The organism is Solwaraspora sp. WMMD937 (genome assembly GCF_029581175.1).
Classification (GTDB): domain Bacteria; phylum Actinomycetota; class Actinomycetes; order Mycobacteriales; family Micromonosporaceae; genus Micromonospora_E.
The window spans coordinates 1,773,079-1,789,259 of sequence record NZ_CP120738.1 but is presented as its reverse complement, the minus strand read 5'-3'; the positions used below and the strand labels follow the sequence as shown (position 1 = coordinate 1,789,259).

General features: G+C 67.8%; 4 protein-coding genes. All 4 read right to left on the bottom strand.

What is annotated here, in order from left to right:
* Positions 1-43: 43 nt before the first annotated feature.
* Positions 44-1,912, bottom strand: coding sequence for a LamG domain-containing protein (locus O7621_RS07570; RefSeq protein ID WP_282233358.1), 1,869 nt, complete (start codon positions 1,910-1,912; stop codon positions 44-46).
* 655 nt (positions 1,913-2,567) lie between these two features.
* On the bottom strand, positions 2,568-9,359 hold the full coding sequence (locus O7621_RS07565) for an RHS repeat-associated core domain-containing protein (RefSeq protein ID WP_282233357.1): 6,792 nt from the start codon (positions 9,357-9,359) through the stop codon (positions 2,568-2,570).
* 48 nt (positions 9,360-9,407) lie between these two features.
* Entirely contained in the window at positions 9,408-13,064 is a 3,657-nt protein-coding gene (locus O7621_RS07560) for a LamG-like jellyroll fold domain-containing protein (protein WP_282233356.1), read from the bottom strand.
* A 23-nt stretch (positions 13,065-13,087) separates the two neighbouring features.
* Positions 13,088-16,162: a hypothetical protein gene (locus O7621_RS07555; protein WP_282233355.1), complete on the bottom strand. Its 3,075-nt coding sequence runs from the start codon at positions 16,160-16,162 to the stop codon at positions 13,088-13,090.
* Positions 16,163-16,181 lie beyond the last annotated feature (19 nt).

The window sequence follows — 16,181 nt, the reverse complement described above, 5'->3', positions numbered from 1 at the left end:
CTGCGCACCCTGTGCCGGTACGCAGGCCGCGCTCAACGAACGGTCACCCGATCGGGCCACCCGCCATTCCAGCCATCCGGGCGATCATCGTCGCGTCGGCGGCTCCCGCGTACACCCGGATTTCGTCGACGACGCCGGTGAGGTACTGGCCGAAGCTCCCGTTGTGCAACGCCCGGCCCACCTGCAGGCCGCCGTTCGCCCGCCAGCCGGCCGTGTACGCGGCAGTGCCAGTCGCGGAGAGTCGGCCGTCGACGTAGAGTCTCACCTCCTGGCGCGCCGAGTCGTAGACCACCGCCAGGTGCTGGCCGAAGTAATCCCATTCCGGGTACGTCGAGTTGTCCTGAATGACCGTCGACGCCGGGTCGGTGGTGTCCTGGTGTGGCAGGACCAGCTCCCAGCGATTCGACGCGGCGTTGCAGCGGATGACGAACCCGCTGGCCGTCGTACCAGCCTGGGACAGCACCGCCTGATCGGTGTCACCGCAGGTTGGGCCCGGCAGCCGCACCCGTACGCCGACCGTGAAACTGCGGTCGGTCACCGCGACCGGCCCGTCGGTCTGAGCCCAGTCGTCGACGCCGTCGAGCGCCAGATGCCCATCAGCTACCAGCGGCGGCTCAGCGAACGGGTCCTCGTCCATATCCGGGGCGTACAGGTGCGAATCGCCGTACAACCGCAGGTCCGCACCGCCGCCGTACTCCGGGCTGTTGCCGTCGGTGACCTCGTCCAGCGGCCAGTAGCCGAACGAGGTCGGCGGCCGAGCCGACAGGTCCCGCACCTCGCGGGACACCAGTACGCGGTCGAAGACCGCGACGTCGGCCAAGTCTCCGGCCCAGCCCGCGGTGTAGCCGCTGCCGCTGACGGCACGACCGATCTGCACCGCACCCTGCGACGCCCACACCGACTGACGCAGCGCCACCGGCTGTTCGTCGCCGTGTACGTACAGCGTCATCGTGGTGAGCTCCGGGTCGTACGCGGCCGCCAGGTGGGTCCACTCGCCGAGAGCGACCGGCGCGGTGCTGGTCACCGACCACACCGCCGGTGAAGGCGAGTCCGATGCGGCGATCTCGAACGCCCAACGGCCACTGTCTGCGTCGAAGCCGAGGGTGAAGCCGGGCGCGTCGGTGCCGTCCTGGCTGACCGCGACCCGGTCGACCGAGTTGTCGGTCAACCGCACCCAGGCGCTGGCTCCGAACCCGGTCGACGTGTCGATCAGGCCGGAACTGCTGGTAGCCAGGTAGCTGGTAGCCGCGTCGCCGGTGAGTTGGGCCGCCCGGCCGAGTTGGCACTGCGCGCCCAGGTCAGCGCACTCCGACCCGGGAACGCCGAACGTGACGCCGCTGCCGGCGGCCACCGGGTGGTTGCCGCGCGCGTCCGCCGCCGAAGTGGCACCGGCCGCGTCGTCGAGCGGCCACTCGCCAGCAGCGAGCCGGGTCGGTACGGAGAAAAGGCAGTATGCGATCGGCGAACGTCCTCCGTCGGCGTCGACCGCCTGCACGGTGACTGAGGTCGTCCGGTCCTGCACCGGCATCCAGCGCAGCGACACCGGCGCACCGATGCTCGCGGGCACCAGGACGTTGTCCGGCAAGGGGTTGGTGTTGAAGCCGTACAGGTACTTGACGACCTGGGGGGACGGCGAGTGGAAGGTGAAGGTGCCGTACACACCGATCGACCCACGGTGCTGGTTGTCCTCGGCGCAGGCGCTGGTGTGTTCGTCGGCGTCGAGCGGCAGGTACTCCGGCGAGTCGATGTCCGGCGCGATCGGCGCGACGACGTTGCTCGACGTCGCAGTTTCGTGCCCGGTCGGTCCGGCCACCGCCGGAGCGGCGGCCACGGTGTGTACGCCGAGCACCAACGCGATCAGCACTGCCACCCGCCGCAGCCCGCGCACGGATCCACGATTATCCACTGTCATCTACTACTCCCCCTTGCCAGGCACTGAATACGCGCGATAATCATGCTTCTATGAAAGAACGATTAGTGTCGATGCATGGCACCAGAGCTAATCGACTTGCATCTTCCGCATACAGCGGCACGAGAGCCATCGCACTACCCAAACTTCCACGGACAGCCCAAACGCCCACAAGCGAATAGAATCATCCCGCGACGAGGCAGCAACGACAGTCTGCGGTCTTAACCAAGGCGACCAGACAGACCAACCAATGTCCACATCCTGACCTCAACCAGCAACAATGAGCTCACTTTCTCCACCTGGAACTTCCAAGCCAGATGATTCACTCGAACGATGCATTCGGACAACAAATGACAGACAGGCAACGAAGCCTTCTCCAAGGTCGGACGACAAGAGCACCGGAATTACTCTACCGGCACGATCTTCGATCCTCAAAAAATCTAGGATAATTTGTCGATCATTATTATTGGCACAACTCAGGGTCAACGACGAGTACACTGACTTTAGTTTCACCCCCACTACACCATAGAAGAGTGCGCGCGTCGTTACACCACTACCCTCTCCTCTAATCTCCAACTCAGAATGACTGACGCTATATCGCCACGGTCGAAACTTACCATCCAACACAACAGGAAGTTCCGCATAGCGAGCCAATTCGCTAGCCAAATGGATTCGCCACCTTTTCGCCATTCCGATAGAATGTTGTGCGCGACACCGCAGACTTGCTATTTTTGACGAGATTCAGCTCCCAGGCCGTGGAGTGCCCATCGAAAATTGGGTCGACTTCCTTTCCGCGCACAGCAAAGGCCACTGGATCGTCGATCCCATCAAGATTGAAGTGAATCTTGGTTTTTCTGTCTTTCACATATCCCTTCAGCTCCGATACCCAGTTCTCGCCGCGAGACGGCCAGTCATGGTATGACTTCGCGCCTACCGAGTCGGCAAACTCATGCAAGGCCATCGGATTACCATCAACTTCACTCATCCCCAGAGCAATGCTGCAATTATGAACAAGGATCGCCGTTTTGCCGGCCACCACATGATACGTGTGGATGCCGGCGACGGTGAGGTTGTGGACCGTACGGGTTTCGGACCACTGACGTACGGCGGTGACCTGGACCCATGTACCGGCGGAGGTCTGCAGCCACTGCCCAGCCGCCAACTCGGCTGCGTCGCGCCACTCACCCATCTCCGGCACCCAGAACGGATGACCGTCCGTCGCGACCAACACCCCCAAGGCCCCACTCCGGTCACCGTCGACATCGACGGTTATCTCGACCAGATCCTTTCGCCCCTGCCCGACAATGGTGGCCACAACCGCCTTCGCCGCCGACTCGCCAGACTCCGGATCGGACGCCACCACCAGATCGCCGACGACGATATCCTCGATCGGCTTCGACGAACCATCCGCGAGCAGCACCAACGTGCCCGGCACGAAGCTATTCGAGGTAAGACAATTTCCCAGGTCGTCGAGCTTTTTTCGGCTTCTGAGGAAGGTGCCGACGGCGTCCTTCAACTTGCCGCCCAGGTTCCACAACCGCTCCCCGAGCGCCTTCAGCCTCATCGGCTTCAAGCCGTAACGGGCCAACAACTTCCCTGCGGCGCCACCAACCGCCGTCAACACCACGTTCAACGCCGTCATCGCACAAGCGCCCATGTCGCCGTTGATGAAACAGTCAACCGCGTCGGTGATCCCCAACTCGTCCATTAAAATCTGGCCGAGCTCCTTCGCCACCGCCACCACGACCTGCTTTGCGTCCTCCACATCCCGACGCGCCTGCGCCACCTCCGGCGGCACCGTCGACGCCGGCGGCGGCCGGGGCACCACCGTCCAACGGTTCGACGACATCGAGTACACCAACTGCTCACCGCGCTTCTTCCAGTACGCGTCCTCCTCCGCACCACCACCCGTCGCCAACGGGCGCAACCCATCCGGATCCGTAAACGACACCGGCGAATTGTTCGCATACGCGTACCCGTGCATTTGCTGCGGATCACTCACATCGATGATCGGATCCACCGAAATGAACCGACCAGTCTGCGGGTCATACTCCCGCGCACCCAGATGCGTCAACCCCGTCGACGCGTCCTGCGTACCACCGACGAAGCCCTTCTCACCCAACCACTGACCAACCCCCGGCTGGGTGCCGCGCGGCGTGCCGAACGGCGCCATCCGCCGATGCGTGATCTGCCCCGTCGCCCCGTCCACTGCGGCCTGCCCGGAACCGTGATGGTCCGCAGCCTGCACCTGCACACCCGCGACCGTCCGCACTACCGTCAACTGACCGCCGACCGGGTAGTAGCGCGTCCCATCGACCACCGAGTTGGAGCGGTTCAGCTTCAACTCCATGTTCGGCAGATACACCGTGATCGAATCCGGATCCTTCCGGACCAACCGACCGCCATCGGCGTCGTAGACGAAACTGGTGGTCTCCCCGTCCTCGGTGACCGACTCCAGCCGACCCTCGGCGTTCCAGACCAGGTCCTGCTCCTCGCCGACCCGGACCCGCTTCGTCGTGTTGCCCGCTGCGTCGTACTCGTACGAGTACAACCGATCACCAGCCGAGGTCTCCTCGACCACCTGCGACAACGTGTGCGGCTGCGCCTGACCCGGCTGCGGATACGAATACGTCCGCTCGACCTCGTCGGCCCCACCCGCAGCGTGGATCGTCTCACTCAGCCGGTTACCAGCCAGGTCGTAGCTGTAGGAGTGGTGGTACGGCGCCGGCCCGCCCATCCCGCTGGTGCCCGGCCCACCCGCACACGGATCACTCGCCGTAGTCGCCGTGCTCCACGCCCGCGTCATCCGCCGCAAGTAGTCGTACTGGAAACACTGGATGTCCCGCACACCGGAGCCCGGCCGGTCAGCGATCGACAGCACATTACCGGCGTCGTCGTACTCGTAGTGCTGGTCGATGTCGCTGGTCGGCATTGCCGGGTTGTCACCCTCAATCGGCTGCCGGCGCAGCATCGATCGGATCAGCCGATTGGTGCCCTCCTCGTAGGTGTAGGCACCTTCGACCTTACGGCTACCGGCGCTGACCTGCGCCGACTGAAGCTCACCGGTCGACGTGTAGGTAGCGTCGCTGAGATATGACTCGTCACCAGTAATCCTTGTGACCCGCTGCAGGCTGTCGTAGGTGTAACTGACACCTTCGACCGACAGACCGCCCCCCTTTGGGAATGTCGTACCCTTAACAGTGCCGTCGTCGTTGTAAACGGTGAGGAATTTGTAGAATCCGCCGAGCTCCGCATCCGTGTCGCCTGCGGGAATGCTGTATCGCACTTCGGTCGCTCGATAGTGGGCATCTCGAGCAACGTAGACGGTGTGATACTTGTGGCCGCCGTCTACGATGCGGGTGGCGAAGTAAAGCTGTCCCTTGGCGACGGTGTCGTATCCCCACTCCGCAAGCTTCGTACCGGTCTCGACCGAGCCCTGGTAGGTGCCGGTCTTTCGGCCGAGCACGTCGTAGGTGTGGCTGACAGTGACGCCCCGACCGTCCGTGGTGGAGGTCAACTGGTCGTAGTCGTTGTAGGTGAAGGTGCTGGTTCCGCTGTCCGGGTCGACCGCTTCGGTTTTGCGACCCCGTTGGTCGTACTCGTAGGTCCACACGTTGCCGGCCGGGTCGGTGACGCTGGCCTGCTGACCGGCAGGGGTATAGGTGTACGTGGTGCTGTCGAAGCTGCCACTCGGCCCGGCACCGTGGTACTGCCGTAGCTCGACGACCTGACCACGGGCATCGGTGATGGTGGTCGTCGGGGTGCCGCCCGTCGGCGGGTCGACATGTACCCGGTCGCCACCGTAGGTGGTGACCGTTCGCCACTTCTCGTCCGAGGCGACGAGGGTGATGGTGTCGGTGACCCGGTCCACGCCGTCGTACTGATACACCGTCTGCAGGTCGACATCGCCGTTGACCGTCTTCAGCAGAGTGCCTGACGGGGCACCGGAGGCGTGGAACTTGTCGTTGAACTTCGCCACCTTGCCGGTGGCGGTGTAGAAGGTTTCCGAGACGAGCCGTCCACCATCCGGTCCGGGCACCTGAATCTGCCGGGGGCGGAGGAAGCCGTCGTAAATCGTAAACTCGGCGTTCGATACGCCGTTGACGATTTGCTCCTTCTTCACTGACACAGGCGCGTTGTCCTGGTTCTGGTACGTATACCGGACACTCGGCTCGTTGGGGTTACTCGCCTTGGTCTTGTCCGGTAGCCAGACCCGCACGGTGCGGCCCAGCTTGTCGTACTCGACGTCGGTGCGCTTGCCGTTCCAGTCGATCTGGGTGACCGGCTGTCCCCATGCCGGGTGGTAGTCGGTGGTCGCGATGAACCGGGTGTCGGCGGTGCCGACCCGGATCTGCGGCCCGGTCTCCATCTTGCGGGTGGTCAGACCGTTCGTCTCGGTGTAGGCGATGTTGGTGACCGCGCCGGAGCCGTCCTGCGCCGTCAGCGGCCGGCCGTACATGTCGAAGGTGCCTTCACCGACGGTGACAAAGCTCGGGGCGGAACCGCTGTGGCTGGCGAGCTTCTCGATCCGGGTGGCGTTGCCCTTGGTCGGCGTCGCACCGTATGCCTGGCCGTCGTACGAGGTCCGGTTGTCGGTCAGCAGTTGGGTGGCCAGGTCGGGGTTGGTGACCGAGCAGGCGACCGACACGGTCTCCTCCCGGGCGACCAGGGTCCGTAGCCGCAGGCTGTGGTTGTCGGCGTAGGTGGTCCGGGTGCACTGGTCGTCGGCGGCGGTGCTGACGTCGCCGAAATCTTCGACCTGAGTGACCCGCCCGACCGGGTCGGTGTATCCGCTGGTCGCCGGGTCGTAGGTGGTGATCGACTTCGTTTCCCGCCAGCCGCCGCCAGCCAGCGCGGTGAAGCCCCGACTGACCCGCGGCTTGACGAAGAACGCCCGATCGGTGCCCCACGGCCGGCTGTAGCTGGCGGTCTCGTAACGCCACGGGCTGGTCACCGATTTGCTGCTGACCTGGGAGCCGTTGTAGACGGCGGTCTCGATCTCGAAGCCGGCGAGTTCGTCGTAGTCGGTGTGGGAAGTGCCGACCGAGTCGGTACGGGCGACCGTGCGGGTGCCGCCGGCCGGGTTCTTGTCGCCGTGCATGCCGCGCAGATAGGTGTGCTCGGTGCGGGTGGTGAAGGTCTCGCCGTCGCCGCGCCGGACGCGCACCTTCTCGTAGCCGCGCCACTGGTTCCAGGTCAGCAACTCGGTGTCACCGATGCCGTCCGGATCGGCGTGCCGCCAGGCCGCGTCGCCCAGATACTCGTAGCTGGTCACCATGTCCGGGGCCAGGGCGGTGCCGGGCTCGACGTTCGTGCGGTCCGTTTCGGTGACCGACTCGACGACGTACTTGTGGAACCAGTCGGTGATCGGATTCACCTCGCCGCTCGGCGACCACTTCACCGGGTAGCAGCGGCGGGTGCTGTTGCCGGGGGTCGGCAGCGAGTTGGCCGAGCAGTCCGGCGACTTGTAGGTGACATCGACCTGACCGCCGGAGTCGGTGTAGACGGTAGTCAGTCGAGGCCGGATCAGTGGGGCGACGTTGTCGCCAGGGATGTCGATCCGGTTGGGCAGCTGCAGCGGGCCCAACTCGACCGAGGGCACGGTCAGCGGGTCGCCGCCACCGTAGCGGCCCTGGTGGTCGATCTTGTGCAGCCACAGCGACCGGCTGCCGTCGGCGTTGTTGGTGAACAGGTGGGTCAGGTTCCACGAGTCGACCGGCGTCCATCCGCTGGTGGTGCGGATCTCGGTGGTGATCTGGCCGACTCGCTTGCGGGTCCAGAAGCTGGGTGACGACTGACCGGCTGTGCAGTGGGTTCCGGCAGCGCAGTTGCGGTCCCACGGCACGTCCGGCCAGGAGTTGGCCGTGCTGTTGTTCAACTGACCCGGCGCGCAGGTGATACTGCCGCTCGGGATGCACCGTTCGGCGTCGGTGAACACCACCCGGGCCGGTGCCGGGGTGGAGTAGACCGCGTTGTGCCGCTGGCCGTAGTCGATCCGCTTGAGCCAACCACCCCGGTGGTATGCGGTGCCGTTGACGGTGGTCTGCGCCCGCAGCGCGTAGTGGTTCGTCTCCCGCTCGTAGAAGTACGAGGTGACGTTGCCGTGCCGGTCCTTGACGTAGTCGAGGTTCCACCGCCAGGCCTGGTGGCACCAGGCGTTCGCCAGTGTCGAGTTGTAGCAGGGTTCGCCGCTGTCGTCGCCGAAGACCGGCACCGTCCACACCGAGTTGGTTTCGGCGTTTCCGGACGCCCATCCGGGCAGCCGGTTCAGCCCGAAGTAGTGCTCGGTGCCGTCGATCGTGGTGACCTTCCAGAACTCGCGGTCGTTGTCACCATTGACGGCGCCGTCGACCGTCCCGCTGTACCGCTCGATCTTCGACCCGTCGTCGTTGGCGAACCGCCAGGTGCTGCCGGTCCGCACCAGCGTGCTGGACCGCCCGTTGAGCATCAGTACGGCGTTGTCGTGCGCCCAGCACAGGTCGCCCATGCCGTCGCGGCCGTCGTCGAGGCAGGTGTTGTAGCGGCGTTCGACGTACCCGGGGTCGTAGCTGAAGCCCTCGCCCAGCCAGGAGCCCTGGTTGTTGGTGGTCGCAGTCCGCCCGTCGGTGGCCTGCGAGTTGTAGCCGAGCACCACCGACGGGGTCAGCCCGCCCGGCACCGGCGGCACCCGCATCGGGTACGACCAGTTGAACGCACCCGATGACGGTGACACGTTCCACTTCGACGACGGCGCGAACTCGGTCGTGCCGAAGCTGCCCTGCGCCGAAGCCTCCGAAGCGACCATTGCGAACAGCGCCGAGCCGGCACCGACGTCGATCGTGGCGGTAAGGGTGTCGGTTCCCGCGTTGTTGACCGCCGGTACCGGCTCCGGCGCACACGCCGACGCGTCCGGCGTGGTCAACGCGCAGTCGGGCAACCGGACCAGCCGCAGTCGGGCACCGAAATCGCCGCCGTACGCATCGGCGATCCCGGCGTAGCTCAACGCCACCCGGACGGTGCCGGCACCGGTCTCGCCGGCAGCCCGCCCGATCCGGGTGACCGGTCCGTCGACCTTCGCTTTCGTCGACACCGCGCGGTCGAGGGTCTGCACCCGCACTCTGCTCGGCGGCGCGGTGCCGGCCGCACGGCCCGCCCCACTGGTCGGGCTGGCCACCGGCGTCGCCGGCACCTCCACCGTCCCGGCCGCCGGCCAGGCAACCTCCGGTGCGGTACGCAGCGCCGCCTGCACCACCGGGTTCGGCTCACGGGGCGGCACCGGAGCCGCCGGGCGGTCCGGAGCCGGTTCGTCATGTTGCTGGACCGGGGGTGCCGCGGAGGACGGCTCGGCTTGGGCCGGGCTCTCCACCCCCTGCAGCAGCCCGGCTGCGACGACGACCGCCGTCGCCCAGGTGACAGCGGCGGTCAGCCGTCGACGGCGGTCCGGGGTCGTAGCCAGAATCCGGGAACTCATCACCACTCCAAGGGGGGAAGGAGGCGAAGCGGACGGGAAATCGGCGATTCACAGGTACGGATTCGGCTCAGGAAGGACAAGCCGCTGAATCGACCCGTCGTCAGCGACCCCGGTATAGGCGCGTACCTCGTCGACGACACCGCCGAGGTACTGGCCGAAGGCGCCGTTGTGCAGCGCCCGGCCCACCTGCAGCGGTCCGCCCGCCCGCCAGCCGGCGGTGTAGGTGGCGGCGGCGGTCACAGCGACCTCGCCGTTGATGTAGAGCCGCACCTCGTTGCGGAATGCGTCGTAGACCACCGCCAGGTGCTGGCCGTGCTGGTCTGCGCTCGGCAGCAGATCGACGTCGAAGACCACCGTGGCCTGCGGGTCGTTGGTATCGCTGTGCGGTAGCACCAACTCCCAGCGGTTGGCGCTGCCACAGCGGATCACGAATCCGCTCGCGACGGTGCCCGCCTGGGAGAGCACCGCCTGGTCCCGGTCGCCACAGGTCGGGCTGGGCAACCGGACCCGGGCGGCGACGGTGAAGCTGCCGTCGGTCACCGCCACCGGCGCGTCGGTGCGGGCCCGGCCGTCGACCCCGTCGAGCACCAGATGTCCGCCGCCGACCAGCGGCAACTCGACGAACGGATCCTCGTCGACGTCCGGTGCGTACAGGTGGGCACCGCCTTCCAACAGCAGCTCCTGGCCGTTTTCGTCGTAGGCGGGGCTGCGGTCGCCGGAGACGTCGTCCAGCGGCCAGTAGGCGAGGCGAATCGGCCGCAGTGTGGACAGTTCGCTGACCTCCCGGTGCACCAGCACCCGGTCGTAGACGGCGATGTCGGCCAGCTCACCGGCCCAGCCGGCGGTGTGGCCGCTGCGGGCGTACGCCCGACCGATCTGCACCGCGCCCCGGGACTTCCACGCCGACCGACGCTGCACCGTCGGCTGGACGTCTCCGTTGACGTACAGCGTCATCGTTTTGAGCTCCGGGTCGTACGCGGCCGCCAGATGAGTCCATTCGTCGCGAATCGCCGGAGCGGTGCTGGTCACCGCCCAGCCGCCCAGCGACAGCACGTCCGTCGACGGGATCGCGAACTCCCACTTGCCGGTGGCGGCGTCGAAGCCGAGGGTGAAGCCGGGCTCGCCGCTGCCGTCCTGGCTGACCGCGACCCGGTCGGTGGTGTCGTCGGTGAGCCGCACCCAGGCGCTGGCTCCGAACCCGGTCGATGTGTCGACCAGCGCCGAGCTGGTGGTGGCCAGGTAGCTGTCGGCGGCGTCGCCGGTGAACTGGATTGCCCGGTCGAACTGGCACTCGGAGCCGGAGTCACCGCAGCCCGGCCCGGACACTCCGAACGTCACCCCGGCTCCGGCGACCGCCGGATGGTTGCCCCGGGCGTCCTCGGCCGACGCGGCACCGGCTGCCTCGCCGAGCCCCCATTCGCCTGCCGCCAGCCGGGTCGGCACGGAGAACACGCAGGTGGCGATCGCCGACCGCAGGCCGGACTGGTCGACCGCCTGCACCGTGACGCTAGTCAATCTGTCATCGACCGGCATCCAGCGCAGTGACACCGGGCCGCCAGGGCTGGCCGGCACCAGTTCGTTGTCCGGCAACGGGTTGGTGTTGAACCCGTACAGGTAGCGGACGGTGTCGGTGGAGATTGAGTCGAAAATGAAGGTGCCGTAGATGCCGACCCCGCCCCGGTGCTGGTCGTCCTCGACGCAGGCGCTGGTGTGCTCACCGGCGTCGAGTGGCAGATACTCCGGAGAGTCGATGTCCGGCGCGGCCGGCGCGGTGGAGTCGTAGACGAACTGGCAGGCGGTCTGAGTGCTGCCTTCCCAGCTCCACGGCCCCCAGACCTCCGAGTCGCCGGCCCGGACCTCCCAGGTGATCGGCGTGTTCTGCGGGATGCTCGATGGCAGGGTGTACTGGAAGCGGGAACCGCTGGCCTTCCACCCGGTGGTGACGTAGTTGTTGACCCGGGTGCCGGCCGAGTCGTACCAGTAGTAGAGGATCTGGCCCCGGACATCCTCGGTGTGCGACGAGCTGTGGTCCGGGTCGCGTAGCACCATGAACAGCGTCGGCGGGGTGTCCACGTACGGTCGGTTGGTGCCGGTGACGCACTGGCCACCGGGCGACATGGTCAACTCGGACTGCTTCGGTTGGCTCGGTGTCCGGTTGTAGTGCACGGCCAGGAGCGCGTTTCCGCAGAACCGCTTGAACGCCGTCTGGTCGTTCTCGTCCGTGGCGGCGAGCCCGAACGTGGTCGTCGACCAGCCCTTGGTCACAGCTTCCCGCACCGCCGCGGTGGCGGTGAAGCCGACGTTCTGGTTCGTCGAGGTGCAGGAGTCCTTCTTCGCGGTCGGTGCCTTCGTCTGCAGCAGGACGCCGAGCGCCGGTTTGTTGTTCCAGTTCGTGCCGGAACTGATGCCGGACGACGCCCGGTACAACGAGACGTTCCTCGGGGTCGAGTTGTACGTGTGGGTCATCGTCACCCGGAACTCCGCGCTCAGGATGGTCCGCCCCGCGTACGGCGTGGGCAACGCGTAGTAGATCCGCTTCTTCCCGACCTTGTTGCACTGCCCGGAGTCGACCGGGCAGTCGCCGACGCCTTCGGTGCCGGAGAACTTGTGGTACGACATGTGCGGGTAGCCGCTGGCAACCATCGCCCAGTCGCTCCTGCGGGTGTCCTGCCAGACCGGGTCGATGTAGACCGGCCAGCGGGTGTCGGGATCGGTGAGCATCGCCTGGTCGGGCAGCAGGGTGAGGGTGTCGCCGTCGATCCGCCAGCCGATCGGCGCCTGGCTGGCACCCGGCGGGGCGGACTCGGTGGCGTCGACAGCGGTCACGTCTCCGGCGTCGGAAGCGGTCCGGCCCGGCGTCGCGGCGTCGGTGCCGGCGGGGTCGTCACCCGAGTCCCACATCGCCGGTGCGGCGGCCTCCAGCACCGGCGCGCCGGACACCGCGTCGACGGCGGCCAGCCCACCTTCGAGGCCGTCCTGCACGGTCAGCCCGGCGGTGGCCAGGCCGAACTCCAGCTCGGCCAGTTCTGGATGCTGTGCCGCCTCCGGGGTCTTGACCACGAGTACGTGGGAGAAGCCGGTGACCTCGACATCGACCACCAGGTCCACGTCGGGCAGCACCTCGGCGTAGATGGCCTGGTCACCGTCGACCGTCGGCTCCGGCAGGGCACCGGGCCAGTCGAGGGTCATACTGCGGCCGGCGCGCTCCACCCGTACCAGGGGGGTGTCGCCACCACCGGAGAGCCGCAGCCCGAGGGTGGCGGCCCGGGGGCCGATGCTGCCGTCGGCGGCGGTGACCAGGGTCGGGTCGGTCGGCACCCATTGGCCGTCGCGGACCACCCGGAACGGCTGGGCGTGCTGCACCGAAGTCAGCGTGCCGTCCGGGTTGGCGAACGTCTGGGTGCTCTCACCCTGCAGGGCACCGATTTCGACCCGCTCTCCAATCTCGACGGCGTGGGCGAACGCCTCGGCTTCTGTCTGCCGGACCGGCTCCGCGCCGTCCACGGCCGTTGCCGGTGCCGGTTCGTCCGACTCCGCCGCCGGTTCGGGGACGGCCTGCTCCGTCCGGTCCGGGGCCGCCGTCGCCGGGCTGGCCACCACCGCGTACGCGGTCAGCAGCCCGGCCAGGCCGAGGCTCAGCCCGAGTCGGCGTCGGCCACTGAACTTCGTGTTGCCACCGATCATGTCGCGGTCCTCCCCCGTCACGCCGTTCCACCTGTCGATGGCCATCAGTCGACCGCCGTCCCGAAGGCGACCGCTCCGGCGGGGAAGCCGTCTTCACCGGCCCGCCAGACGTGCTCGGGCGTCGCCGACCCGGCGGCCAGCGTCGACCAGGGGATGGCGTAGACCGCCTGGTCGGAGTACGGGCTGGCAACGTACAGATGGGTCTGGTTGCCGGCGATCGCCAGGCCGAGTAGTTCCTGCGCGGCGGGTGCCCCGGGCAGGGCACCGGACACCCGTTCCACGGTCGCGTAGCCGGTGATCGGGTCCACGGCCGCACCGAACACCCGGATCACTCCGGCGTCGGAGGCTGACCCGGTGTCCTCACCGGGGGCGCCGACCGCCAGCAGCAGATTCTGCGCGGTCGCGGCCGATCCGGGTGCCAGGTTGACGAGGTGGACCCGCTCACCGAAGTAGTCGCCCTCCTCGTCGCCGCTGGGTACGCCGACGATGTGCTGGGCGAGGACCGGCAGTTCGGTGAATCCGCTGTCGGTGACGTGGAACCGCTGTACGACGCCGGTGTCGGCGATGCCGGCGGCACCGTACTCCTCACCGGGAGCGCCGACGGCGAGGAACGAGTCGGTCCCGCTGGCGGGCGCACCGGCCGCACGGTAGTCGACCATGGACAGTGACTTGCCGAAGGTGTCGTTCGCGGTCGAGGTGCCCCACACGCCGGCCCGGTCCTGGTCGATCGCGCCGACCGGGGTGGGGAGGCCGGACGTGTACTGGTGGCGGAAGACGTTGACCGCGCCGGCGAAGACCTCGGCGCCGATCGCCTCACCCGGCGAGCCGATGGCGAAGTGATGGCTCGACGCGGCCAGCGCATAGCCGGTCCTGTCGTCGTTCTCCAGCGCGCCGACCACACCGTTGCCGCCCTGGCTGAGCAGAATGTTCCCGGTGCCTCGCAGGTAGTGCACCACGCCGGTGTCGACTGCGGTGCCGACGTCCTCACCGGGCGCGCCAATCAGCAGAAACGGCTCACCGACCACGGTGTGCCCGGCGGCGAGGGAGAACCCGAACCAGTCGCCGGCCTCGGTTGTCTCCGGGAATTCCGACTGACTCTGGTACAGCATGATCGACGACGGGCCACCGGCGAGCCCGTCCGTGGAGCCGAGCAGCAGGTACACCAGGCCGCCGTCGACCTGGCCGCCGAGATCGTCGTACGGTACCCCGACGGCGAGGTCGGTGCAGCCGTCGTTGTTCACGTCGTAACTGGCCAACGCCGCACCGAACTGGTCGCCGGCCGCAGCGATCCCGGACCCCTGGATGTTGTTCTCGTGCAGGGTGTCGACGGTGCCGCTGCCGCCGTAGCGCACGTGCACCTGGCCGGCCTCGGCCTGCCCAGCGACGGTGGCTCCCGGGTCGGCGATCGCCGCGTCGGTGACTCCGTCGCCGTCGTAGTCGTTGACGACCCCACCGACGCAGCCTTCCGCTGGTGGCGCGGTCACGTAGACGGTCATCTCGCAGAAGTCGGACCAGACGGCGCTGCCGCTGACGCCGTCGTCGGCCCGCACCCGCCACTGGTAGCGGCCGCCGTCGAGGAACGCGCCGGCCGGCACGGTGACGCTCGCGGTTGCACCGGAGGCGACGGTGCCGACCGTCTGGCCGCCGAGCGGCGCCGAGGCACCGACCGCCCACCATTCGAACTCGACCGACATCGCGGTGCCGTCGTCGTCGGCGACGCTGGCCTGCAGCTGCGGGGTCAAGGTGTTGACCAGTGGCCGGTTGGTGCCGGTGACGCAGGCGGTGGTCGGCACCGTCGACCGGGCGGTCACCGTCGGCCACGAGTTGTACGTGACGACGGCGTACGGCACCTGCGAGGAAGTGGAGGTGTCCCGGGAGCGGAACTGCTTGAAGGTGGCGGTGTCGGCCTCGTCGGTGGCCCGGATGCCCATGTGTGCCTGACTAGCCCCGGCGGTCGCGGCCCGCTGGAAGAACCCGGTGCCGCTGATCGTGGACCAGCCGTCGTCGCAGCTGGAGTCGTAGCCCTTGGTCATGGTGGAGCTGGCTTCGTGGTGCAGCCACTGCGGCTGGTTGGTCCACCGGGTGGCGGTGCTGGCCGCGCCGGTGGACCAGATCTCCCATGCCTTCGGGGTGCAGGTGTGCGACCACCAGTTCCAGAAGTGGACGGTCGCCGAGTTGATCTGCTTGCCGGCGAGCACCGCCGCATCCCAGGTGACGAACGACCGGGTGATCGTCGGTGGACTGGTGGCAAGCAGCCCGATCTGCAGGTCGTTGGTGCCGCTCTGGTTCGTGGTGACGCTTTCCCGGACGTACGCGTCGAAGGTGGTGGACAGTGGGTCGACCGTCGGGTCGAGGGTGACCGGGTAGACGGTGTCGGGCGAGTCCAGCCAATCGGTGGCGGGGCGCAGCACCAGGTCGATGCCGTCGGCGCGGGCGGTGACCGTGGTGCCGATCGGTGCGGTGCGGGCCGGTGTGCCGGCCGGGGTGGTCTGCGCGTCCCACATAGCGGGTGCCGGGACGGTGGCGATGGGGTCACCGTCGGCACCGGTCAGGGTGATGCCACCGAGTTCGTCGTGGCGGTGCCCGGCGATGCCCGGTCCGCTCAGCGTGAGGGGGATCTCGCGGACCCGGTCGGCAGCGTCACGGTCGTGCACAGTGAGCAGTTGCTCGAAGCCGGTCCGGGTGGCCCGCACCACCAGGTCCACATCGGGCAGCACGTCGGGGTAGGTGGCGACGGGTCCGTCGAGCCGCGGCTCCGGCAGTGCGCCGGTCCAGCTCATCGCGACTCGGGCGGCGTCGTGGCCGACGGCGGCCAGCTCGTGGGTGCCAGCCGGGCGGGCACCGGAGATCCGCAGGTCGTTCGGGTGTGCGGCGGGCGCGATGCTGCCGTCGGCGGCCCGGCTCAGCCGCAGGTCGACCGGCAGCCAGGCACCGTCGCGGCGAACTCGGACGACGTCGGCGGCGATCCGTGCCTCGAGGTGGCCGTCCGGACGGGCCCACACCTCGGTGGTCTCCGAGGTCTGCCCGTCGATGCGGACCGGCTTACCGCTGTTCCGGGCGGCCTGCAGTGCCTGCCCCTGCGCCGTGGTGGGTGCGGCGAGCAGGGTATCTGACCGCACTGGATCCTCGGCGCTGACT